Source organism: Catenulispora rubra (assembly GCF_015356825.1).
In the GTDB taxonomy this organism is placed as follows: domain Bacteria; phylum Actinomycetota; class Actinomycetes; order Streptomycetales; family Catenulisporaceae; genus Catenulispora; species Catenulispora rubra.
Genome location: NZ_JAACYW010000193.1, coordinates 1 through 22398, shown reverse-complemented (window position 1 = coordinate 22398; position 22398 = coordinate 1). Strand labels below are relative to the sequence as shown.

General features: G+C 71.6%; 22 protein-coding genes and 1 pseudogene. 9 read left to right on the top strand and 14 right to left on the bottom strand.

Going from position 1 to position 22398, the window contains the following annotated elements; all coding sequences use genetic code 11:
- Positions 1–281: 281 nt before the first annotated feature.
- From GWK61_RS37030 to GWK61_RS37020, 3 genes and pseudogenes are all read right to left on the bottom strand, one after another.
- Positions 282–1928, bottom strand: a complete 1647-nt coding sequence (locus GWK61_RS37030; protein WP_194916367.1) for a DNA repair helicase XPB — start codon at positions 1926–1928, stop codon at positions 282–284.
- Positions 1929–2124: 196 nt separating this feature from the next.
- Entirely contained in the window at positions 2125–3606 is a 1482-nt protein-coding gene (locus GWK61_RS37025; RefSeq protein ID WP_194916366.1) for a beta-N-acetylhexosaminidase, read from the bottom strand.
- A 123-nt stretch (positions 3607–3729) separates the two neighbouring features.
- Positions 3730–4274 (bottom strand): annotated as a pseudogene (locus tag GWK61_RS37020) (hypothetical protein); the annotation flags it as partial.
- An 18-nt stretch (positions 4275–4292) separates the two neighbouring features.
- Between GWK61_RS37020 and GWK61_RS37015 the strand changes: the two are divergent.
- Positions 4293–4529: a hypothetical protein gene (locus GWK61_RS37015; protein WP_194916364.1), complete on the top strand. Its 237-nt coding sequence runs from the start codon at positions 4293–4295 to the stop codon at positions 4527–4529.
- Positions 4530–4694: 165 nt separating this feature from the next.
- Complete coding sequence (locus GWK61_RS37010) at positions 4695–5078, top strand: hypothetical protein (protein WP_194916363.1); 384 nt, start codon at positions 4695–4697, stop codon at positions 5076–5078.
- Positions 5079–5184: 106 nt separating this feature from the next.
- On the opposite strand, the gene GWK61_RS37005 is transcribed toward GWK61_RS37010, so the two are convergent.
- From GWK61_RS37005 to GWK61_RS36980, 6 genes are all read right to left on the bottom strand, one after another.
- Positions 5185–5796 (bottom strand): DUF7003 family protein, encoded by a 612-nt coding sequence (locus GWK61_RS37005; protein WP_194916362.1) that lies wholly within the window; start codon positions 5794–5796, stop codon positions 5185–5187.
- A gap of 14 nt (positions 5797–5810) precedes the next feature.
- A complete protein-coding gene (locus tag GWK61_RS37000) occupies positions 5811–6422 on the bottom strand; it encodes a MarC family protein (protein ID WP_194916361.1) in 612 nt (203 codons plus the stop codon).
- A 67-nt stretch (positions 6423–6489) separates the two neighbouring features.
- Positions 6490–6660: a hypothetical protein gene (locus tag GWK61_RS36995; protein ID WP_194916360.1), complete on the bottom strand. Its 171-nt coding sequence runs from the start codon at positions 6658–6660 to the stop codon at positions 6490–6492.
- A 25-nt stretch (positions 6661–6685) separates the two neighbouring features.
- Positions 6686–7885, bottom strand: a complete 1200-nt coding sequence (locus GWK61_RS36990; RefSeq protein WP_194916359.1) for a trans-sulfuration enzyme family protein — start codon at positions 7883–7885, stop codon at positions 6686–6688.
- Positions 7886–8102: 217 nt separating this feature from the next.
- Positions 8103–8498 carry a cold-shock protein gene (locus GWK61_RS61025; protein WP_194916358.1) on the bottom strand — a complete coding sequence of 132 codons (396 nt, stop codon included), beginning with the start codon at positions 8496–8498 and terminating at the stop codon, positions 8103–8105.
- A 211-nt stretch (positions 8499–8709) separates the two neighbouring features.
- Positions 8710–9327: an HAD family hydrolase gene (locus tag GWK61_RS36980; protein ID WP_194916357.1), complete on the bottom strand. Its 618-nt coding sequence runs from the start codon at positions 9325–9327 to the stop codon at positions 8710–8712.
- Between the two features lie 57 nt (positions 9328–9384).
- Between GWK61_RS36980 and GWK61_RS36975 the strand changes: the two genes are divergently transcribed.
- Complete coding sequence (locus tag GWK61_RS36975) at positions 9385–9678, top strand: hypothetical protein (RefSeq protein WP_194916356.1); 294 nt, start codon at positions 9385–9387, stop codon at positions 9676–9678.
- A gap of 168 nt (positions 9679–9846) precedes the next feature.
- Positions 9847–10521, top strand: coding sequence for a ferredoxin family protein (locus GWK61_RS60015; protein ID WP_194916355.1), 675 nt, complete (start codon positions 9847–9849; stop codon positions 10519–10521).
- Here the strand turns inward: GWK61_RS60015 and GWK61_RS36965 are convergent.
- The gene (locus tag GWK61_RS36965) at positions 10508–11503 is read right to left on the bottom strand and encodes a UbiA prenyltransferase family protein (RefSeq protein WP_194916354.1); all 996 of its coding nucleotides are present in this window, start codon (positions 11501–11503) and stop codon (positions 10508–10510) included. The genes GWK61_RS60015 and GWK61_RS36965 overlap by 14 nt on opposite strands.
- 175 nt (positions 11504–11678) lie before the next feature.
- On the opposite strand from GWK61_RS36965, the gene GWK61_RS36960 reads away from it, so the two are divergent.
- The gene (locus GWK61_RS36960) at positions 11679–13943 is read left to right on the top strand and encodes a helicase-associated domain-containing protein (RefSeq protein WP_194916353.1); all 2265 of its coding nucleotides are present in this window, start codon (positions 11679–11681) and stop codon (positions 13941–13943) included.
- 11 nt (positions 13944–13954) lie between these two features.
- On the opposite strand, the gene GWK61_RS36955 is transcribed toward GWK61_RS36960, so the two are convergent.
- Entirely contained in the window at positions 13955–14533 is a 579-nt protein-coding gene (locus GWK61_RS36955) for a dihydrofolate reductase family protein (protein WP_194916352.1), read from the bottom strand.
- 114 nt (positions 14534–14647) lie between these two features.
- On the opposite strand from GWK61_RS36955, the gene proS reads away from it, so the two are divergent.
- Entirely contained in the window at positions 14648–16090 is a 1443-nt protein-coding gene (proS, locus tag GWK61_RS36950; protein WP_194916351.1) for a proline--tRNA ligase, read from the top strand.
- 72 nt (positions 16091–16162) lie between these two features.
- Here the strand turns inward: proS and GWK61_RS36945 are convergent, their stop codons facing one another.
- The 3 genes from GWK61_RS36945 to GWK61_RS36935 all read right to left on the bottom strand — a co-directional run bounded on the left by GWK61_RS36945 (position 16163) and on the right by GWK61_RS36935 (position 19549).
- A complete protein-coding gene (locus GWK61_RS36945; protein WP_194916350.1) occupies positions 16163–16981 on the bottom strand; it encodes a 1,4-dihydroxy-6-naphtoate synthase in 819 nt (272 codons plus the stop codon).
- Positions 16982–16989: 8 nt separating this feature from the next.
- Positions 16990–17637 carry a futalosine hydrolase gene (locus GWK61_RS36940; RefSeq protein ID WP_194916349.1) on the bottom strand — a complete coding sequence of 216 codons (648 nt, stop codon included), beginning with the start codon at positions 17635–17637 and terminating at the stop codon, positions 16990–16992.
- A gap of 103 nt (positions 17638–17740) precedes the next feature.
- Positions 17741–19549, bottom strand: a complete 1809-nt coding sequence (locus tag GWK61_RS36935) for an MFS transporter (protein ID WP_323747921.1) — start codon at positions 19547–19549, stop codon at positions 17741–17743.
- 143 nt (positions 19550–19692) lie between these two features.
- On the opposite strand from GWK61_RS36935, the gene GWK61_RS36930 reads away from it, so the two are divergent.
- The 3 genes from GWK61_RS36930 to GWK61_RS61710 form a co-directional block, all read left to right on the top strand.
- Complete coding sequence (locus tag GWK61_RS36930; protein WP_323747920.1) at positions 19693–20769, top strand: DUF3027 domain-containing protein; 1077 nt, start codon at positions 19693–19695, stop codon at positions 20767–20769.
- Between the two features lie 17 nt (positions 20770–20786).
- On the top strand, positions 20787–22244 hold the full coding sequence (locus tag GWK61_RS36925; protein ID WP_194916348.1) for an MFS transporter: 1458 nt from the start codon (positions 20787–20789) through the stop codon (positions 22242–22244).
- On the top strand, positions 22241–22398 hold a 158-nt coding region (locus GWK61_RS61710; protein ID WP_499703330.1), incomplete at its 3' end, for a DUF7919 family protein. The genes GWK61_RS36925 and GWK61_RS61710, both read left to right, overlap by 4 nt.

Genomic DNA, 22398 nt, shown 5'->3' with positions numbered 1-22398 from the left:
GGTTCTGGGTCCCTCGCCGCGTCATCGCCGTAAACGGAACCTGCCCGGTTTGGCGGAATCAAGCCGCATCGCTGCTGCTGTGGTCCGGCTCCGTCCGGCTTGACACCGCCAAACCGGGCAGGTTGGCTGCGCCCGCTGACGCGGCGAGGGACCCAGAACCAACACCCCGCATGGTCCGGTCGGACCCAACCAGCGACATCGCCAGTCAGGCTGGCACGTCACCAGCCGGCGCCACTGATCAACCAGCTGGATGTCAGTGGCGCCGCGTGAGGCCGAATCCTCTAAATCTCCTTACCGGCGAACACATCGTCCGCATCGGCGATCCGGTAGGCGTAGCCCTGCTCGGCCAGGAAGCGCTGGCGGTGCGCCGCGTACTCCTGGTCCACGGTGTCGCGGGATACCACCGCGTAGAACCGGGCGCCGCGGCCGTCGGCCTTGGGGCGTAGGACGCGGCCGAGGCGCTGGGCCTCCTCCTGGCGGGAGCCGAAGGTGCCGGAGACCTGGATCGCGACGCTGGCCTCGGGGAGGTCGACCGAGAAGTTCGCGACCTTTGACACCACCAGGGTGGGGATCTCGCCGGTGCGGAAGCCCTCGTAGAGGCGTTCGCGCTCCTTCACCGGGGTGGTGCCCTTCAGGACCGGGGCGTTGAGGCGTTGGCCGAGGTCGTCCAGTTGCTCCAGGTACTGGCCGATGACCAGGGTCGGCTCGCCCGCGTGCTTCTTCACCAGGGCTTCGACGAGCTTTGATTTGGTCGCGGTGGTTGCGGCGATGCGGTACTTCTCCTCCTGTTCGGAGCTGGCGTAGCGCAGGCGTTCGTGGTCGGCCAGGGTGACCCGGACTTCCACGCAGTCCGCCGGGGCGATGTAGCCCTGGGCTTCGATGTCCTTCCAGGGGGCGTCGAAGCGCTTGGGGCCGATCAGGGAGAAGACCTCGCCTTCCAGGCCGTCCTCGCGGACGAGGGTGGCGGTGAGGCCGAGGCGGCGGCGGGACTGGATGTCGGCGGTGAAGCGGAAGACCGGGGCCGGGAGGAGGTGGACCTCGTCGTAGACGATCAGGCCCCAGTCCCGGGCATCGAAGAGTTCCAGGTTGGCGTAGACGCCCTTCGTCTTGCGGGTGAGGACCTGGTAGGTGGCGATGGTGACCGGGCGGATCTCTTTGCGGGCTCCGGAGTACTCGCCGATCTCGTCCTCGGTGAGGGTGGTGCGCTTCAGTAGTTCCTTGCGCCACTGGTGGACGCTGACCGTGTTGGTCACCAGGATCAGCGTCGTCGCCTCGACGCCGGCCATGGCGGCCGCGCCGACGATCGTCTTGCCGGCGCCGCAGGGGAGGACGATCACGCCGGAGCCGCCGTGGCGGAAGCCTTCGGCGGCCTCCTTCTGGTACGGGCGGAGGGTCCAGCCCTCCTCGCGCAGGGCGATGTCGTGGTGTTCGCCGTCCACGTAGCCCGCGAGGTCCTCGGCGGGCCAGCCGACCTTCAGCAGCACCTGCTTGAGGGTGCCGCGCTCGGAGGGGTGGACCCTGATGGTGTGCTCGTCCAGGCGCGCGCCGATCAGCGGCTGGACCTTCTTGTGCCGGACCACTTCCTCCAGGACCGGGACGTCGGTGGTCTCCAGGACCAGGCCGTGCGTCGGGTGCTGGAGCAGCCGGAGGCGGCCGTAGCGGTCCATGGTGTCGGCGATGTCGACCAGCAGGGAGTGCGGCACCGGGTAGCGGGTGTGCCGCAGCAGTGCGTCGATGACCTGCTCGGCGTCGTGGCCCGCGGCGCGCGCGTTCCACAGGGCCAGCGGGGTGATGCGGTAGGTGTGGATGTGCTCCGGGGAACGCTCCAGTTCGGCGAACGGGGCGATGTCGCGGCGGCACTCCTCGGCCTGGGGGTGGTCGACCTCGAGCAGGAGAGTTTTGTCGGACTGGACGATCAGGCAGGTCACGCATACCTCCGGGCGCGGCGCTTGGGTCGGGCGACGGGCATCCTTCTAGTGTCGCTCATCGCGGCCGGTTCCGGTGACCACGGTGACCGCGGGCGGGTTGTCCGCTGTGTTCGCTGACCGAAGTAAGGGAGAGTAGGGAGAAGCAGATCTCCCCGGTGCGCCGGAGCGGACCGAGGAGATCTATTGCGGCGAACGGCTACTCCGCTGCGTCCGGGGCCTCCCGCCAGCGCGGCGCCGGCTGCTTCTGCCACGGGTGCGGGCCGTCCAGCGGCCGGTACTCCACCCCCAGCGCGTCCAGGCGCTCCAGGTGCTTCGTCAGGCGCGGCAGGAACTCGGCGAAGTCGCGGTCCGGTGCGGACCAGACCGTCTCGCAGAAAGCCGCCAGGCGCGGCCAGGACTGGTAGTCGTGGATCCGGGAGTCCGGCATGTACTCGCTCCACAGCGTGGCTTCGGAGCCGATGACGTGGCCCGCCAGCTCCTCGGGCAGGTCCGCGGGGACCGGCTCGAAGCTGTACGCCTGCTCCAGCGTCGTCGGCGCGGCCCAGGGGGCGCCGGGCTCGCCGTCCGCGTCGGACTGGCGGTAGTCGAAGTAGACCCACTTGGTCGGACTGGTCAGGGTGTCGTGGCCGCGCCGGGCCGCCTCGACCGCGTACTCGGTGCTGCGCCAGGCGGACACGACCGTGCCCGGGAACAGCTCGCCCTCCAGGATCTCGTCCCAGCCCAGCAGCTTGCGGCCCTTGGCCGAGACGTGCGCGCCGAGCTGGTTCATGAACCAGGCCTGCAGGTCCTCCTCGGTGGCCAGCCCCAGCTCGGCCTTGCGGGCCTGGGCCCGCGCGCTGGCCTTCCACTCGTCCTTCGGGCACTCGTCGCCGCCGAGGCAGACGAACTCGCCCGGGAACAGCTCGCAGACCTCGTCCAGGACGGTCTTGTAGAACTCGACGGTCGCGTCCTCGACGTTCAGCACCGTCTTGGCGATGCCGAACTCCGTCCACACCTCGCGCGGCTCCTGCGCGCTCGGCACGTCCTGGTTGCCCAGCTCGGGGTAGGCGGCGATGGCGGCCGTGGAGTGTCCGGGGAGGTCGATCTCCGGGACCACCGTGATGTGCCGCTCGGCGGCGTAGGCGACGATCTCGCGGATGTCGTCCTGGGTGTAGAAGCCGCCGTGCGGCCGGCCGTCGCCGACCGTCTCCCGGCGCCAGCCGCCGACCTCGGTGAGCTTCGGGTACTGCTTGATCTCGATGCGCCAGCCCTGGTCCTCGGTCAGGTGGAAGTGCAGGACGTTCAGCTTGTGCAGCGCCATCAGGTCCAGGAAGCGCAGCACCTCGCGCTTGGGCAGGAAGTGCCGGGCCACGTCCAGCATCGCGCCGCGCCACCGGAAGCGCGGGGCGTCGGTGATCTGCACGTGGGGCAGGGGCCAGGGCTTGTCGCCGGAGTCGGTGCGCAGCGACGCCGGGGGCAGGAGCTGCCGCAGGGTCTTCTCGGCGTAGAAGACCCCGGTCTGGGTGCCGGCCAGGAACGTGACGCCGTTGTCGTCCACGGTCAGCTGGTAGCCCTCGGGGCCGAGTTCGGCGTGGCCGACGGAGACGTTCACGACGACCGTGGAGTCGAACGTGAGCCGGTCGGATCCGGCCTGGATGTGCAGCGGCTTGGGAATGATCGAGATCTCGGACGCGTCCATCCGGTCAAGATCTCACGGATCGTTCACCGATTAAACGAGTAACGCTGACCGGCTGATATGGCCGGTCAGCGTTAATGAAATGGAGGGTGGCGGTTCAGACTGCGACGAGCTCTTCCAGCTCCTCTGGAACAGTCCGCCGGAGCTTGTGAAGTTCAGCATCACGAACAGCACCATCATCACCAGCGTGGTCCACCGTTTCAGGAAGGGGTGCAGCCCCATGCCGATCAACAGGATCGAGGCTGAGTAGAGCCAGGTCAGGCCCCACACCCCGGCCAGGCTGTGGTGCGCGAGGTGGAAGACCGGGCCGGCCAGCGCCGCGCCGATCGCGCTGACCGCCGTCGCGGTGCCCAGGGCCAGGACGGTCTTGCGCTTCAACGACCAGCCGGCCGCGTCGGCGCCGATCGCGGCGACCGCGCCGTAGGAGCCGATGCTCACGGCGATCATCAGGAAGAAGGGCCCTGAGTCGGCCGGGTCGTCGGCGGTGGTCGGGGCGACGTCGGTGAGGGTCAGCGGCTTGTCCTCGACGGCGGCGACCGTGGTGAAGACCTTGGTGGCGACGGTGGCCGAGGAGTCGCTGTCGCCCTCGGCGATGAACAGCTGCGGCGTGGCGGGGTCGGGGACGGGACCATGAACGCGCTCATGTAGGCCAGCCCCATCCCGACGCACATCAGGAGCGGGGTGATCAGGTGCACCAGGACGTGGCGGACCGAGGCCGTCTGCGTCGCCTGCTGCTGGGGCTGCTGGGGTCGCTGGGGTCGCTGTCCGTTCCGGTTCCGCCGGGCCGGATTCGCCGCCTGGCGCAGGTGACCGAGAGCCGGCACGCCGCCGTCGCCGAGCGGTTGGAAGACTGGGGAGACGATGACATCACGCGATTTGCCGAGCTGTTGATTCGCTACAACGTAGGTCCGCCAGACGTCCGGTGACGATGCGATCACCCGGGGGTATTCCGACCCTGACATGACCGAAACAGTGCACTGACCGCGTATCCGGCTCGGACGGGGTCCGGCGGGCGACCGGTCGAAACAAGGGTCTGTTTTGCACGTGCATAGGGTCTGTGCATTTGCTGATTCGGCGCTTACGCTGGAAGCGTGGACGTGTCCCTGTTGGAGGCCTTCGAGCCGGTGGCCCATGATCTGCGTGCCGCGGGTCTGGACTGCCAGTTGACGGAGGACCCGAACCCGGGCGAGCCGGCGGCGGGCGCCACGGCCGTGCTGATCGTGTCCGGCGTGAAGGTGGGGCGGCTGACTCTCGGCGCGTCCGTGCTGGACACGGCCTCGCGCACGCTCTATCTGGCCGCGCAGACGCAGCGTCTGGTGCAGGGCAATCTGTCGATCGGCGGCCGGGTCATCGAGTGGCCGCCGTGCCTGCCGAGCCACGCGCATCCGATGATGGCCACCCGCGGGCAGCGGGCCCCGCTGTGGACGTGCCCGCTCGGCGGGTCGGTGTCGGTGCCGATCGGGCAGCATCCGTAAGGGGATACGGGATTTCACGGCCGGCTGCGGGACGCTCGCGGTCCGGCCGTTTTGGCATCTCGTTCCGCGGTCGGCCGGCACCGACCGCCGCCGAACCGGTCCGGGTCTAGGCGTTCCCCGACTCCGGCCAGTTCGACCAGTGCGTGTTCGGCGCCTGCGTCGGCCGGTAGTCGTGCGGGTTCCCGGAGTCCAGCACCTTGGCGATCAGCTGGAACGTCTCCTCCCGGCTCGGGCGCTCGACCAGCAGGTCGGGGTGGTGCCAGGCCTCCAGGCGCAGGATCTCGGGCAGGTCCGGCGGGATCAGGGCGCGCAGCTCGGCCTCGTCGGCCAGCAGCAGGTCGCGGTGCTCGGGCACGAGTTCGCGCACCACCTCGGCGAAGTACTCGCCGGCCGGCGCGTCCACCGCCAGATCCTCGCCGCGCACGCGGATCGGGACGCCGCCGAGGTAGTTCTCGTCGGCGTCCATCAGCGCCTCGATGTTCTCCACGCGGTTCAGCTGGCTGCCGGCGCGCACTCCGTAACTCGTCAGGGCGTCGGTGACGCTGCGCGCCTTCGGGTTGAAGCCCACCGTCTCGATGAGGACCGCCCAGTGCTTGCCGTCGCGGTAGACGTGCAGGCGGACGTCGATCGCCGAGTAGAACCCGTGGTCCAGGAACGGGAAGGTGAAGTCCTGGGCCGAGGCGTCGATCTGGTCGAGGAACTGCTGTCCGAAGGTCACGGAAAAATCCTAGGTCACCCGGCCTTGACGAACGCGCGCACCGCGTCCGCGACCATCTGCACGGCGATCGCCGACAGCAGCAGACCGGCGATCCGCGTCACCAGCGTCACGCCGGAGTCCTTGATCACCCGGATCACCTGGACCGAGAAGCGCATGGTGAGCCAGAGCGTGATGTGGATCGCCACGATCGCCGCGCCGACCGCGAGCACGCCGGACCAGTGGTGGTCGGTGCGCTTGGCGAACACCATCACCGCGACGATCGCGCCGGGCCCGGCGAGCAGCGGCGTGCCCAGCGGCACCAGCGCCACGTTCACCGCCTCGTTGGAGTGCGAGGGCTCCTCGCTGCGGCCGGTCAGCAGCTCCAGCGCGATCAGCAGGAGCAGCAGGCCGCCGGAGCCCTGCAGCGCCGGCAGCGTCACCCCGAGGTAGTCCAGGATCTGCTGGCCGAACAGCGCGAAGACGCAGATCACGCAGAACGCGACCAGCGCCGCCTGCCACGCGGCCTTGGTGCGCTGGGCCTTGCTGCGGCCGTTGGTCAGCGCCAGGAAGATCGGCAGGGTCCCCGGCGGGTCCATGATGACGAACAGGGTGATGTACGCCTCGAGGAAGAGCTTGCTGTCGAACACGCTCGAAGACCTATCACCTGGAAGGACTTTGTTTCTACACCTGCTTCCACACCTGCCTCGACGCCGCTCACGCCAACTGCGGATGCCGCTGTACGAGCGGGTTGCCGCGCATGAGCAAGTCCAGGCGCGTCAGCTCCAGCGGGTCCATGCAGCCTTTATCCACCGGGGGCCGCGGCGGTGCATGCGGGACGGGGAAACGGGTGATGTGGCCTGCGCTCCAGGTCTTCGCGAAGGCCACGTCCAGATCCCCGCGGATGCCGTTCCTAGATTTTCGCGAACGCGGCTTCGAGGTCTTCGATGAGGTCCTCGGCGTCCTCCAGGCCCACCGAGAACCGCAGCAGCCCGGCGTCCGGCCGCGCGTCCGGGGCGACGTGCCGGTGGCTCAGCGAGGCGGGGTGCGTGATCAGCGACTCGGCGCCGCCGAGCGAGGCCGCGTGCAGGATCAGCTTCACGTTCTCGGCGACCGTCGCCGCCGCGTCGTAGCCGCCGCGCATCTCGAACGAGAGCATCGCGCCGGGCAGCAGCATCTGCTTGTCCGGGCCGATCAGGCCGTCCGGGTCGCCGCCGGGGAGCCCGGGGTAGTGGACGCGTTCCACGGCCGGGTGCGCGGCCAGCCAGGTGGCGACCGTCCCCGCCGTCTCCGAGGAGCGCTTCACGCGCAGCGGCAGCGTCTGCAGGCCCCGGTGCAGCAGGTAGCCGGCGATCGGGTGCAGCAGGCCGCCGGTCTGGATCCGGATGTCCCGCAGCCGCGCGGCCCACTCCGGGGTCGTGGCCACCACGCCGCCGAGGACGTCGCAGTGCCCGCCGAGGTACTTCGTCGCGCTGTGCACGACGAGCGTCGCGCCGTGCCGGGCCGGCTGCTGCAGGACCGGCGTGGCGAAGGTCGAGTCCACCAGGTACGGCACGTCCCCGCAGGCCGCGGCGACCGCGTCGAGGTCGAGCAGGCGCGCGGTCGGGTTCGCCGGGGTCTCCACCACGACCAGCGCGGTGTCCGGGCGCGCGGCGATCGCCGGGGCGATGTCGCCGGGGCCGTCGACCCAGGTCACCTCGGTGCCCAGGGTGCCCTTGGAGAGCAGGCCGTCGGTGCCGCCGTAGATCGGGCGCAGGGCCACGACGTGCCGCTTGCCGTCGGCCGCCGCGGTGGCGGTCGCGGCGAGCAAGCACGCGGTGATCGCGGCCATGCCGCTGGCGAAGGACACCGCCTCGGGCAGGCCCTCCAACTCGGCCAGCGCGCGCTCGAAGCCGGCCGTGGTCGGGTTCCACATCCGCTGGTAGACCAGGCCGCCCTCGGCGGTCGGCGGGCCGCCGGCGACGAGCGAGTCGTAGCTCTCGCCGCCGGCGTCGACGCCGGGCAGGTAGTAGGTCGCCGACAGGTCGATCGGCGGGGTCGGGTTCGTGACGGTTCGCCCCGCGTGGACGGCTGCTGTGGCGGTTACCCGGGCTATGTTCCGATCAGCGCTCATGCTGTGATTATGCGAGCAGGTCGGCGGACGCGGCATAGCCGTTCACGATGTGGTGGCCTGCTTCGGCACGGCACGGCACGGCACGGCACGGCGCGGCACGACACGACACGACACGGCACCGCACGACAAGCCACGACACGGGACAGCACGGCTCCGTCCGGCCCGGTCCGCTATGCGACCCGATCCGACCCGGTCCGGTCCGGTCCGATGCCCCTGCTCAGCTCTCCAGCTGGTCCGCGACCGCGCGCAGCACCCCGGCGAGCTTGCGCGAGGTGGCCTTGTCCGGGTACTTGCCCCGGCGGAAGGTCTCGGACATGCCGTCGAGCAGCTTCATCACGTCCTCGACGATGACCACCATGTCCTCGGCCGGCTTGCGGTCGCGGGCCGCGACCGCGGCCTCCACGCTCGGCCGGGTCTCCAGCAGCTTCACGCCTATCGCGGTGTCGCCGCGCTTGCCGGCGGCCACCCCGAACTCGACCCGCTGGCCGCTCTTGAGCTCCGCGACGCCCATTGGCAGAGCGGAGGAGTGCATGAACACGTCGGGCCCGTCGTCGCGGGTGATGAAGCCGAAACCCTTTTCGGTGTCGTACCACTTGATCTTGCCGGTAGGCACGGTGGGACCCTCGCGTCTGCTGTCGTCGGTGATTCACTCTTGCGGGGTAAGCGTAACCAGGAAACACCCGCCTTGGGCAGGGTTATCCCAGGGCCCGACCGGGAACTCCGGGGCAGCTCGGGACGGGGCTGCCGGGCCCGGAGACCATGCCGATTCTCATGGGCGAATACGGATTCTCATGGGCGATACAGATTCTCATGGGTGATACGGATCAGGCGGCCAGATACCCGTCGAGCCACGCGGGGAAACCACGCAGGTCGGGGAGCACGGTGTCGGCTCCGGCGGCGGCCAGGTCGGCGGCGCTGACCGGCCCGGTGGCCACCGAGACCGCGACCGCGCCGGCGGCCCGCGCGCCGAGGATGTCGCCGATGTGGTCGCCCACGTAGACCGTCGCGCCGTGCTCGCGCAGGGCCTCGCCCTTCTTCGGGCCCCAGTGCCAGCCGACGAGGACGTCCGGGATCAGGCCGAGGTGTTCCAGGTGCAGCGCCGCGTTGGGCCCGTATTTCGCGGTGACGACCATGACCCGGCCGCCGCGCTCCCGGATCGCCGCGTACGCCTCGGCCGCGCCGGGCAGTGCGGGCGTCGGCGTGATCGCGAACTCCGGATACAGCTTCCGGTACTCGTCCCCGGCCGCGGCGATCCGGTCCTCCGGGAACCAGCGCACCAGCTCCTCCTCCAGCGGCGGCCCGAGCCGGGTGACCGCGGCGTCGGCGTCGATGGGCACGCCGGTGCGCCGGGACAGCTCGGTCATCGTCGCGTGGATGCCCGGCCGCGAGTCGATCAGGGTCATGTCAAGGTCGAAGCCCACGGTCAAAGGGGTCGCGATCATGCGAACAGAGTATCGCCGAACACGTTTTCGCCGTCGCCCGGCGGGCAACGGGGACCCATGGCAGGAACAGGAGGCAAGCGGGCGGCCGGAGACCTGGTCTTCGTGGCCGTCACCGTCATCGCGATCATCCTGGTCGGGTACATCGTGTTCGTCCTGATCGGCGCCAACGGTCAGAACGACATCGTCCGGACCGACTCGGACTGGGCCGGCTTCTTCGCGACCTGGTTCAAGGACCTGTTCACCCCCAAGAGCCCGAAGTTGAACGTGTTCCTGAACTACGGGCTCGCGACCATCGTCTACCTGGCGGTCGGCGGCGTGCTCCGGCGCGTGCTGAACGACGCCTTCGGGTAGAGACCCCTTCGGGCGGCGCCGCCGCAGGTCGTGCCGCCGCAGGTCGCGCCGCACCAGGTCACCGGTTTGGGCGAGCGGGGAGGGCACGGAGGGTAGGACCACGTGTGCCGAGGGTAAGGTGAGGCTACCCTGACCGTGCTTGTCCGCCCCGCCCGGAAAGACCCGCCCGTGTCCGTCTGCGATTCCGCTCCCGGTGGCTGTGCCGCGCTGTGCCGGGCGGCGCGCGAGCCGCTGCGGGACACCGCGCCGCCGCAGGCGAAGGCGTGGCTCGCGGTGGAGCACCCGGGACCGTGGCCGGCCTTCGGCTGGCCGTCGGACCTGCCCGCGGGTGTCGCGGAGGTGCTGACAGCCGCGTCGGCCTACGCCGTGCGTCCGCAGCTGATCCGGCGCCCGGATCGCGAAGGCCGTGCGGTGACCGGGGAGCGCGTGGTCTTCGTCGCCGGCGGGCCGGTCGGCGCGCGCTGGCTGGAGCGGCGCCTCACCGCCGACCTCTGCGACGTCGAGAAGCTGGATCTGGCGGCCCTGGCCGAGGGCGGCCCGCCCGGATTCGGCGTGCCGCTGCGGGAACGCGTCCTGCTTGTGTGCACCCACGGGAAGCGCGACGTGTGCTGTGCCCGCTACGGCGCCCCGGTCGCCCGGGAACTGGCCGCGCGGGGACTGCCCGCCTGGGAGACCACGCACTTGGGCGGCGACCAGTTCGCGGCGAACATGGTGTGCCTGCCGGACGGCACGTACCACGGCCGCCTGGACCGCGGTTCGGCCGCCGACGTCGCGTTCGCCTGCCTGCGCGGCGAGGTCTCCCCGGCGCACTACCGGGGCCGGGCCGGCGTCAGCCCGACCTAGCGACCGTCTTGAACAGCCGCCACAACAGGTAGAGCGCGGCGAGCAGGCCCAGCATCGTCGGCACCGCTGTGAAGCCGTCCTTCGCCGCCTGCCACGTCGCGCTGTTGTCCAGTGGCGTCGTGTGCCCCGTGGAGCGGCCGCGCGCCAGGAACAACCCGAAGGCATAGAACACGAACGCGGTGAGCGGCACGCCGATGAGCGCGAACCGCTTCTCGCCGGGCGTGAACGAGTACGACGTCATCGCGAGCAGATAGCCGATCACCACTATGGCGATCGTGTACGGCGACATGGCGATCGCGTTGACGATCGCGCCGAGGCACAGGATGGTGACCGCGGCCAGTGCCTGCGTGTGGCTGTGCGCCGTGCGCCGCACCATCGGCCCGGCGCCGATCGGCGCCGGCGGCCGTGCGGGGGCCGGTCCCGGGGTCGGCGTGAAGCTGCTGCCGCTCTCGATCGGGATCTGCGGGCCGCTGGCGCCGCCTCCGCCCCCGCCCCCTTCCTCCGGCTCGCCGCTGTAGTACCAGTCGTGGCTGCCGGCGTTGAACGGGTCCGGCTCGGCGGGGACCTCCGGGCCCGGCAGCGCGTCGCCGTCGGAGCCCGAGGCGCCGAAGCCGCCGGGCGGCGGGTTGGTCAGCGTCTCCGGGGTGACCAGCCGGGCCACGGCCGGGTCGACCTCGGGGGAGAAGACGGAGGCCGAGCCGTACGAGTTGTTGCCGCCGCCGCGCCGCTGGCGTTCGCGCGCGGCGTAGAGCGGGTCCTTGTTCGCCTCGGCCATCACCAGGGCCTCGGGGCGGCCCATGCCCAGCAGGATCTGGCGCACGTCGGCCGTGCGCGTCGCCTTGCGTGAGGAGACCCGTGACTCGATCTCAGCACGGGTGCGGGAGACGAGCTGGCTGCGCGACGTGGGCGACATGCGGCCCTCCGCCAGCGTGGACAGCTCGGCCAGGTACCGGAACATCTCCTGGTCGGTCTCGGCCGTCACCGCTGCGTTCCCCCTGTTTCTGTTGAGGCACCGTACGTCGGATGTGGTGCCTGTGGCACCCGCATCCGTATCGTATGCGGGCGCTGTGATCGTCGGGACTCGACTACCGTTGTCTTTGATGCCCACCGAACACCCCGGCCATTCCGCGTCACCCGGCACCGCAGGTGCGCGGGCGATGACGCGCGCCGAAGCGGGGCCGGCGGGCCGCGAAGTGTCTCAGGGTTCGGACACTCCTGCCTCCGGAGGGCGGGCGAACGGCTCGGCGCCGCGCCGCCGCTCACTGGCCGACGAGCTGCGGTCCTGGCCCGTCGAGCGGCTGGCGAATCTGCTCGCGGTGCGGCCGGATCTGGCGGTGCCGCCGCCGGTTTCGATCGCGGCGTTGGCCGAGCGGGCGTCGCAGCGGGCGTCCGTGGCGCTGGCGATGGACCGACTTGATGCATTCACTTTGCAAGTGCTCCAAGCGCTCGCGGTCTCCCCGGAGCCGGTGACCGCCGGGTCCACGGCGGCCTTGCTGGGGGTGCCGGAGGACGGCGCCGTCACCGAAGCCGTCGCCCTGCTGCGCGATACGGCGTTGCTGTGGGGGCCCGACGAGGGGCTGCGGCCGTTGGTCAACGCGCGCGAGGCGTTGGGGGAGAACCCGGTCGGGCTCGGCCCGCCGCTGGCCTCCGCGCTGAACAACTCGTCTCCGGCCGGGATGCAGGAGTTCCTGCGCCGGCTCGGCCTGCCCGCGACCCCGGATCCGGTCAGCGCGGTCGGTGCGATCTCGGCGCTGGCCGCCGACGCGCCGCGGATGCGCGCCGTGCTCGACGCCGCGCCGGTCGGGGTGGAGGCGGTGCTGGAGAAGCTGGTCTGGGGGCCGCCGTTCGGCCGGATCGGGGCGGCCGCCGACTCCCGCGGTCACTACGACGCCGCGCCGGCGCAGGCCTCTGACACCGCCGAATCCGCCGTATCCGCTGATTCCTCCGAATCCCCCCTCGAATGGCTCCTGGCGCGCGGCATCCTCGGCCGCTGGACCGAGGACACCGTCGTCCTGCCCCGCGAGATCGCGTTCTTCCTCCGCCGCCACGTCTTCGGCAGCGGCCTGCACCACGACCTCGCCTCCGAGCCGCCGGCCGTCGCCGTCACCCAGCACGACGCCCGGAACGCCGACGCCTCTGCGGGCGCCGCGGCCATCGCCGTGCCGCGCCGTGTCGAGGAGCTGCTGGACGCCTGGGCCGCCGGTCCACCCGGGGTGCTGCGCTCCGGCGGCGCCGGCATCAGGGACCTGCGGCGCACCGCCGCGCTGCTCGACGTGCCCGAGGAGGAGGCGGCGTTCCTGGTCGAGCTGGCCTACGCGGCCGGGCTGGTGGCCGCCGACCTGGCCTCCGGGTTCTGGCTGCCGACCCCGGCCTACGACCGCTGGCTGGACCTGCCGCCGGAGCGGCGCTGGGCGGAGCTGGCGGCGGCGTGGCTGGTCTCGGACCGGGCCGCGGGCCGGGTCGGGGCGCCGGACGAGCGGAACCGGCAGGTGGCGCCGCTGTCCGCGGAGGTCGCCTCCTGGGCCGTGACCGAGCTGCGCCGGGACCTGCTCGGCGAGCTCGACCGGCTGCCCAAGGGCGCCACCACCGCGCTGGACGCGGTCGTGGACCGGCTGTTCTGGGAGCGTCCGCGCCGTAGCGGCCCGGCGGTGCGGCAACTGGTGGACTGGACGCTGCGCGAGGCGGTCTGGCTCGGCGTGGTCGCGCCGGTGCGCGGCGGCGCCGGGATCCTGTCCACGCACGGCCGGGCCCTGCTGCTCGGCCTGCCGCGCGACGCGCTCGCCTCGGCGCTCGGCGCGGCCCTGCCCGAGCCGGTGCGGCACGTGCTGATCCAGGGCGACCTGACCGCGATCGCCCCCGGCCCGCTGGCCCCCGAGCTGGCCCGCGAGATGGCGCTGATCGCGGACGTCGAGTCGGCCGGCGCCGCGACCGTCTACCGCTTCACCACCGCCTCGGTCCGCCGCGCCTTCGACGCCGGCCGCGCCGCCGACGACCTGCACACCTTCCTCGCCGAGCACTCGCTCCACGAGATCCCGCAGGCCCTGACCTACCTCGTCGACGACGTCGCCCGCCGCCACGGCCGCATCCGCGTCGGCGCCGCGATCTCCTACGTCCGCGCCGACAACGACGCCGCGCTCACCGAGATGCTCGCCGACCGCCGCACCGGCGGCCTGGGCCTGCGCCGCATCGCCCCCGGCGTCGCGGTCTCCGAGCTCCCGCCGTCCGAACTCCTCGAAGGCCTGCGCGCCAACGGCTACGCCCCGATGGCCGAGAACGAGGACGGCAGCGGCGCGCCGGTGGTGGTCGCGACCGCGCGGGCGCGCCGAGCGACGTCGTTCCATCCGTACGCGGTGCAACGGCAGGCGCTGCCGGGGTCGACTGCTGTCGTGGCGCTGGCCGAGGATCTGGCGGCCGGGGGATAGCCCAGCGGGTCTCAGCCGTGCACCGTGGGCCGGTAGACCAGCTCCTGGATCCGGCCGTCGAGCGTCCGCGTCTCCAACAGGTCGAGGTCGAAGTCGGCGGCCCCGGCGAAGATCGGGTCCAGCCCGTGCTGCCCGGTGATCACCGGGAACATGGTCACCTGGACCCGGTCGACCAGGCCGGCGGCCATCAGTGCGCGGTTCATCGCCAGGCTGCCGTGCGAGCGCAGCGGGACGTTCGATTCTTCTTTGAGGCGGGCCACGACGTCGATGGCGTTGCCGCGTTCGAGGGTCGCGTCCGGCCAGTCCAGCGGCCCGGTCAGGGTGGAGGACACCACGGTCGCCGGCGTGTCGATCATCCGGGTGACCCACGGGTCGCGGACGTCGGCGTCGTCCGCGGCCTGCGCCAGGAACCCCACGAACATGCGGTACGTGTTGGCGCCGAAGACCATCCGCTGCTCCTCGCTGTACAGGCCGAGGCGGTGCTCCAGCAGCTCCGGGCCCTGCTTGCCCCAGTAACCGGTCCAGTCGCCGTCGGCGGCGCCGAAGCCGTCGAGGCTGGAGAAGACGTCGAAGGTGTAGGTGGCGGTCATGGTGGTCTCCTGGTGGTCTCGCCGGTCGCTGTCGGTGGCGCTGTCGGTGATACAGACGACCCGCCACGTCTAAACTCATCGCCCGATCCGGTGCCGGCTCGGTAGCGTTCCGTCATGGCACGTGACGAGCGCGGGGTCACCCCGCAGAGCGAGGACTTCTCCTCCTGGTACAACGAGGTGGTCACCAAAGCCCAGCTGGTCGAGCGCGGCCCGGCCAAGGGCACCATGGTGATCCGACCGTACGGCTACCGGGTGTGGGAGCTGCTGCAGGCCGACCTCGACCGGCGCATCAAGGACACCGGGCACGAGAACGCCTACTTCCCGCTGTTCATCCCGGAGTCCTATCTGAAGCGTGAGGCCGAGCACGTCGAGGGCTTCTCGCCGGAGCTCGCGGTCGTCACCCACGCCGGCGGCAAGGAGCTGGAGGAGCCGCTGGTCGTGCGGCCGACCTCGGAGACCGTCATCGGCGAGATGATGGCCAAGTGGATCTCGTCCTACCGGGACCTGCCGCTGCTGCTGAACCAGTGGGCGAACGTCGTCCGCTGGGAGCTGCGCCCCCGCCTGTTCCTGCGCACCACCGAGTTCCTGTGGCAGGAGGGCCACACCGCGCACGCCGACGAGGCCGAGGCCATGGCCGAGACGCTGCAGATGCTCGACGTCTACGAGCACGTCTGCCGCGACCTGGCGGCGATCCCGGTCGTCCCCGGCGAGAAGACGCCCGGCGAGCGGTTCGCCGGCGCGGTGAAGACCTTCACCGTCGAGGGCATGATGCGCGACGGCAAGGCGCTGCAGAACGGCACCTCGCACTATCTGGGCACGAACTTCGCCAAGCCCTTCGGCATCCAGTTCTCCGACGACACCGGTCAGCTCCAGCTCTGCCACACCACTTCCTGGGGCATGACGACGCGCATGATCGGCGCCACGATCATGACCCACGGCGACGACAAGGGCCTGGTCCTGCCGCCGAAGCTGGCGCCGTACCAGGTGGTGGTCGTCCCGATCGCGCGCGGCGACCAGGCCGAGACCGTGCTGGACGCGGTCCGCGAGCTGGCCGCGCGGCTGAAGGACGCCGGGATCCGCGTCCACGTCGACGACCGCCCGCAGGTGTCCCCGGGCTTCAAGTTCAACGAGTGGGAGATGCGCGGCGTCCCGCTCCGGCTGGAGATCGGCCCGCGCGACCTCGCGGCCGGGACCGCGCTGCTGGCCAAGCGGCTCGGCGACGAGGGGAAGGTCGCGATCTCCCTCGACACCGCCCCGGAGGTGCTGCTGGACACCCTCGACGACTTCCAGGAGTACCTGCTCGAGCGCGCGACCGCCTTCCGCGACGCGCACACGCTCACCGTGGACACCTGGGACGAGTTCACCGCCGCCGTCGCCACCGGCTGGGCCCGCGCCCTGCACTGCGGACGCCGCGAGTGCGAGGAGGACATCAAGGCCGAGACCGCCGCCACACCGCGCTGCATCCCGCTGGAGGCGCCGGCCGAGTCCGGCACCTGCGTGCGCTGCGACGCGCCGTCGGCGTACGGCAAGCGCGTGCTGTTCGGGCGGGCGTACTGAGTTTTCAGTATTGTTGGCCGAGGTCCCGGCAGAACCCGCCGGGACCTCGGCTTTCTCGGCTTTCTCGCTCGGCTACTTCGCGAGCAACGCCTCGACCGCCGCCAGCCCGTCCGCGCCGAGGTCCCGGGTGAACTCGTTGACGTACAGCCCGATGTGCTGCTGCGCGACCTCCGGGTCCATCTCCTGCGCGTGCTCCATCACGTACTCGTGCGAGGCCTTCGGGTCGGCCCAGGCGTACTCCACCGAGTCCCGGATCAGGCCGCTGAGCTCGGCCAGCGCCTCGGCGCCGAGGTCCTTGCGGGCCACGATCGCGCCCAGCGGGATCGGCAGGCCGGTCTCCGACTCCCACCACTCGCCGAGGTCGGCGTGGCAGGTCAGGCCGAAGTTCTGGTAGGTGAAGCGGGCCTCGTGGATCACCAGTCCGGCGGCCACCTCGCCGGCCGCGACGGCCGGCATGATCTCGTGGAACGGCAGGACCTTGATCTCCATACCACCCGGGACGTTCTTCTCCGCCCACAGCTCGAACAGCCGGTAAGCGGTGGACAGCAGGCTCGGCACCGCCACCACGCCGCCGGCCAGCGCCTCGGCAGAAACCGCGCCCTGGGACAGCACCAGCGGGCCGCAGCCCCGACCCAGCGCGCCGCCGCAGTGCAGCAGCTCGTAGCGGTCGGCGACCAGGGGGAGGGCCGGGTAGGAGATCTTCAGGACGTCCGGGGCGTCCGCCTCCTGGACCCAGTAGTTCGTGACGTCGATGTCGGCGAAGGTCACGTCGAAGACCGGGGCGCCGGGCAGCAGGCCGTGGGTCAGCGCGTGGAAGACGAAGGTGTCGTTGGGGCACGGCGAGTAGGCGATGGACAGCTGGTCGGGCAGGACGGTCGCGGCGTCAGACATATGGCTGATTATGCGACGCCCGGCGCCTGAAGGGCGGCCAGGGTCTGCCCGACGGTCGCCAGGACGTCCAGGGCTTCACCGATCCGCCACGATTCCCGGTCCCGGGGCCCGACCACGTTGGAGATCGCGCGGATCTCCACGAAGGGCAGCTCGGCCATCGTCGCCGCGCTCGCCACGCCGAAGCCCTCCATACCCTCCGCGGCCGCGTCCGGGTGCCGGGCCAGCAGCTCCGCGGTGCGCTCGGCGGTGCCGGTGACCGTGGTCACGGTCAGCACGGCGCCGGTGACCACGTTCAGGCCGGCGGTGCTCAGCGCGGTGCCGATCCGGGCCGCCCAGGCCTCGTCCGGCTGCTCCACGCGCGGGGCGAAGCCCAGCTCCTCGATCGGCAGGAAGCCCTCCGGGGAGTCGGCGCCGAGGTCGGCCGCGACCACGCGGGTGGAGACCACCACCGAGCCGATCGGCGCGCGCGGGGCGAAGCCGCCGCCGATGCCGACTGAGACCGCCAGTTTGTAGGGCTCCGAGGCCAGGACCCAGGCCGCGCCGGTGGCCGCGGCCGCGGGGCCCGCGCCGGTGACTATCACCGTCAGGCCGTCGGCGTGCCGCTGAAGTGCGTCACGCTCGGCGCCGACGGCTGTCGCCAGCAAGAACTCGTACATTCGGTCACTCCCCGTCGTCCCGCGGATGGCTTACGTATTCGCTTCGCCGCACGCCGGAAACGTACCCGGCATCCGGCTCCCCATCCCCGATGTCCTTGAGCCTTCAGACTCCGAGACTTTGCGCGGGGTTCGGTGCCACGAAACGCAGATCCGACAACGCCTTCAAAGTCACCACGCAGACCGCCAGCAATGCGATGGCGGCCACGATGAACGCGAAGGTCCCGTTGCCGTTGCCCGGGAACGACATCGCGATCCCCAGGCCGCCGCCGACCACCCAGGCCAGCTGCAACAGTGTCTCAGACCGGGCGAAGGCCGACGTGCGCACACGTTCGAGGGTGTCGCGCTGCAAAAGGGCGTCCAGGGACAGTTTGGCCAGCGCAGCGCTCATGGCCGCGACCGCCGCTACGGTGAGTACCGTGATCAGGTTGTAATAGAAGGCGCAGGCCAGGACCGCCCCGGTGGTGAGCGCCAGCATCGCGGAGATCACGCCCTCCGGGGCCCTGGCCTTCAGCATCGAGCCCAGCGAGGTGCCCACGGCGTTGCCGACGGCCGCGGCCCCGGCGATCATGCCGATCGCGACCAGGTCCTTGTAGCCGGCCAGCGGGTGGTAGCGGACCAGGAACGCCATGAAGATGGTCAGGAAGCCGGAGAAGCAGCGGAAGGCCGCGTTGGCGCGCAGCGCCAGCACCACCGCCGGGCCCACCGAGCGCAGCCGCAGGTTCGGCATGGTCTCCTCCAGGCGGGGGTCCATGTTCCGGTCCCTCTTCTTCAGCTGCGCCTTCTGCTCGCCCGCGGCGGAGTCCACGTGGGAGGGCAGCCGCAGCGCCAGGTACGCGCCGAACGCGAAGACCAGCGCCGCGCCGATCAGGCAGAGTCCGGCGTGGCCGAGCTTCAGCAGCAGGCCGCCGACCGGGGCGAAGACGAAGGTGGCGATGATGCTGGCCATCGAGGTGCGCGAGTTCGCCTTGATCAGCGTGCTGCCGTGCGGGACCAGCCGGGGGATCACCGCGCTGCGGGTCACGCCGTAGGCCTTGGACGCCGCCAGGCAGCCGAACGCGGCCGGGTAGAGCGCCAGGTTGGCGCTGCCGCTCACGGTGCGGGCCATGATCAGCGCCAGCACCAGCCGGGCGGCCATGGTCAGCGCCATCGCGATGCGCCGGCCGTGCCCGAAGCGGTCCAGCAGCGGGCCGATCACCGGCGCCAGCAGCACGAACGGCACCATGGTGATCACCAGGTACAGCGCGACCTTGCCGCGCGCCTGCCCCGGCTGCACCCCGAAGAACACCGACTGCGCCAGCGCCAGCGTGATCAGCAGGTCGCCGGCGGTGTTCACGGCGTGCAGCTCGATCAGCCCGGACAGCCCGGACTCCCGGGCCCCGCCGGACTCGGTGTACCGCCGGATGCGGCGCCCGAGGACCCCGCCGACCTTGCCCATGGCGCGGCCGGTGGCCTCGGTGCCCTCGCCGACCCGGCGCAGGATGCGCGCGGCGTCGGACTCCGGCTGGACCGGGGTGAGCATCTCTATGTCGGCCGCCGACAGGTCCGGGGCGACCTCGGCCAGTTCCGGCAGGGTCGCGGCCAGGTCGATGGCGGCGATCGGGACGTCGTCCGGGTGCTGGGCGGCCATGATGCGGGTCGGTACCGGGTCGTGGTGGCCGCCGCCGCGCGCGGCAGAGGCCGCCGCGGTCGCCGCGGCCGCTGAGGAATCCCCGGCGGGCAGCGTGTCGGCGAGCGCGGGATCGGTCGCCGCGCCGCCGCCGTTCTGCGTCCGACCGCCGGGGTCCCGGGCGTCCCGGGGGCGTTTCGGCGGCAGCGGCGGGGGCTGCGGGATCAACGGCCGGGTCGCCTCCGGGGCGTCGAAAACCCGCGTCCGCTCCTCGCCGTCCCGATTCGGCGTCTGATCCTTGGCCACGCCCCTATCCTGCCCGGAAAAAGTGAACGTGGGGAGCCGGTGATTCAATTGGCGGCCCTTGTGGACCGGTGTGGACCGGCCGCGATGCACCGTCAGCCGAACCGCTGTCACACGAACACCTCCGGATAGGGGAGAATCGAGGCGTGAACGCCGCGACCGCCACCCCAGCCCGCTCCGCAGACAGCCGGCCGCGCGGACGCCAGCCGGTCCTCGACCAGGTCTGCGCCGACGCGGTCGACCTGGCCCTGGCCGCGGCCGAGGACGTCGCCGGGATCGGCGAGGTGGGCCGGCACGTCGGCATGCTCGCCGAGGGGGACCGCGTGGTCACCCACCTGTTCGAGTGCAAGGAGCGGGGGTACCACGGCTGGAACTGGGCCGTGACGCTGACCCGCGCGCCGCGCACGAAGTTCGTCACGCTCGATGAGACGGTGCTCGTCGCCGGCGCCGAATCGGTGCTGGCGCCGGAGTGGGTGCCGTGGAGCGAGCGCCTGCGCCCCGGCGACCTGGGGCCCGGCGACCTGCTGCCGATCGCCGAGGACGACGCCCGCCTGGTCCCGGCCTACACCGGCGAGGACGAGGAGCGGCCCGAGCTCTACCGCGAGATCACCCGCGACTCCCTGCCGCTGATCGCCTACCAGATCGGTCTCGGCCGGCCGCGCGTGCTGTCCCGCGAGGGCCGCGAGGAGGCCGCCGAGCGCTGGCACGAGGGCGAGTTCGGCCCGCACTCGCCGATGGCGCAGGCCGCCCCGGCCCGCTGCTCGGGCTGCGGCTTCCTGGCGCCGCTGGCCGGGATGCTCGGCCAGGGCTTCGGCGTGTGCACGAACGAGATCTCCCCGAGCGACGGTCGCGTGGTGTCCCTGGACTTCGGCTGCGGCGCGCATTCGGAGGCCGCCGTGGTGCCGGTGACGTACCCGACGTCGGAGCCGGTGGTCGACGAGTACCGGTACGACACCGTGACGTTCGGCGAGCGCGTGGTGCGTCCGGCCGGCGAGGCGTCGCAGGCCGCTGCGGCGGCCGCGGAGGCGGTGCAGGTGGCGGTGGAGGTGGCCGACGCGGATGACGCGCCTGCCGCGACCGTCCTGGACGCCGCCGAGTCCGACACCGAGGCTGACACCGAGACCGCCGTTGAGGCCGACACCGTTGCCACTGCTGAGGTTGTGCAAGCCGAAGTCGTGCCGGCCGAGGTTGTGCAAGAGGAAGAGCCCGTCGATGAAAGCTGACCAGCGATGCGTGACATGTGAGCGCCACTTCCACTGAGCCCGTCCTGCGGGTCCGGCACGACAGCTGGACCCGCTTGCTCTATCTGCAACTCGGCGCCTTCGCCTTCTTCCTCTACGCCTTCAGCCCCTCGATCGACCTGCTCAAGGACGACCTCCACCTCTCCGCAGGGGTGGCCGGGCTGCACAGCACCTGCTACGCCGTCGGAGTCACCGCCGGCAGCCTCAGCGCACCCTGGTACATCCGCCGCCTGGGCGGCTCACGCCCCGCGCTGTGGTGGGGCCTGGTCGGCCTGTCGCTGTCGGTGGGGCTGTTCTGCGCCGTCCCGGCGTTGTCGGTAACGCTTCCGGCGGCCGCGATCTGTGGAGTCTTCGGCTCGCTCCTGTGCATAGCCGTGCCGGCGGCACTGTCGCGCGCGCACGGCCCGGAGACCGGCCCGGCCGCGATCACCGAGGCGAACGCGGTCGCCGCCTTCGTGGGCATCGCGGCACCGCTCGCGGTGGGCGGAGCGGCCGCGGCGGGCATCGGCTGGCGCACGGCGCTGCTGTCGGTCGTACCGCTGATCGGGCTGCTGTACGTGGCGCTCGGGCGGGTACGCGAGCCGGCGTGGGCGACGGCCGAGGCCGAACCGGTGGCGGTCGGCGAGGCGGTCGAGGCCTACGGGCTCGGCATGGTCGACACGGCTGGCACGAGCGCTGAAATCGAGGCATCGTCCAGCTCGGACGAGCGGGAACCGGCCGAATGCGGCGCGCGTCGGGTCGGTGCCCAGGATCTCGCCGATAGTGGCACCGAACGACTTGGTGTGCGTGCTCAGGCAGCCGAAGCGAGTACTTTGCTTGTACGGGCAACAGTTCCCGCGCCGCGCCTCCCGAGCGACCAACCCGTTCGCTCGGCCACCTTCCGCGATCTCTCGCGCCGCTTCTGGATCAACCAACTCGCAGGCGTCTGCGCCGGCGCCATCGAGTTCTGCCTCACCCTCTGGTGCGCGACCCTGCTCCGCGACCGTGCGCACCTGTCCGCCGGTGTCGCCGCGACCGGAGTCACCGCCGTCGTCGCCGGTATGGCCGTCGGCCGCACGGTCGGCGGGCGGCTGGCGCTCCGGGTGCCGATCGACCGGCTGATCTTCGCCGCGTTCGGGACCAACCTCGTGGGCTTCGCGCTGTTCTGGGCGACCGCGAACCCGGTCGTGATGTTCGGCGGGCTGGCGGTGGCCGGGCTCGGGGTGTCGGTGCAGTACCCGCTGTTGGCGGCACGCGGGATCGAGATGGCCGACGGGCAGGCGGAGCTGGCCGGGGCGGTGAACATGTTCGGCGGCGGGATCGCGGTCGCGACCGCGCCGTTCGCGCTCGGCTTCCTCTCCGACCGGGTCGGCATCCACACCGCGTATCTGCTGCTGCCGGCGTTCATCATCACAGCGATGGCGGCGGTCGCGGCTTCTGGTCGGTGGGCGTTCCGGGAGGGCACCATTCCGGCATGACGTACTACCCCGACCTGGCGCCGTACGACTACCTGCCGGAGACCGTGCCGGCGGGGGTGGAACTCCTCACCGTCGGGTGGCTGGAGCCCGGGCACGAGTTCCCGACCGCGGCCGACGACGACCCCGGCGCGGACCCGAACCCCGGCCCCGATCC

What these genes read in the sequence shown, in the direction of transcription:
- GWK61_RS37025 (WP_194916366.1), bottom strand. Translation starts at nt 3,606, where the DNA reads ATGGACGCGTCCGAGATCTCGATCATTCCCAAGCCGCTGCACATCCAG.
- GWK61_RS36990 (WP_194916359.1), bottom strand. Translation starts at nt 7,885, where the DNA reads ATGAGCGCTGATCGGAACATAGCCCGGGTAACCGCCACAGCAGCCGTC.
- GWK61_RS36980 (WP_194916357.1), bottom strand. Translation starts at nt 9,327, where the DNA reads ATGATCGCGACCCCTTTGACCGTGGGCTTCGACCTTGACATGACCCTG.
- GWK61_RS36975 (WP_194916356.1), top strand. Translation starts at nt 9,385, where the DNA reads ATGGCAGGAACAGGAGGCAAGCGGGCGGCCGGAGACCTGGTCTTCGTG.
- GWK61_RS36960 (WP_194916353.1), top strand. Translation starts at nt 11,679, where the DNA reads ATGACGCGCGCCGAAGCGGGGCCGGCGGGCCGCGAAGTGTCTCAGGGT.
- GWK61_RS36955 (WP_194916352.1), bottom strand. Translation starts at nt 14,533, where the DNA reads ATGACCGCCACCTACACCTTCGACGTCTTCTCCAGCCTCGACGGCTTC.
- proS (WP_194916351.1), top strand. Translation starts at nt 14,648, where the DNA reads ATGGCACGTGACGAGCGCGGGGTCACCCCGCAGAGCGAGGACTTCTCC.
- GWK61_RS36945 (WP_194916350.1), bottom strand. Translation starts at nt 16,981, where the DNA reads ATGTCTGACGCCGCGACCGTCCTGCCCGACCAGCTGTCCATCGCCTAC.
- GWK61_RS36940 (WP_194916349.1), bottom strand. Translation starts at nt 17,637, where the DNA reads ATGTACGAGTTCTTGCTGGCGACAGCCGTCGGCGCCGAGCGTGACGCA.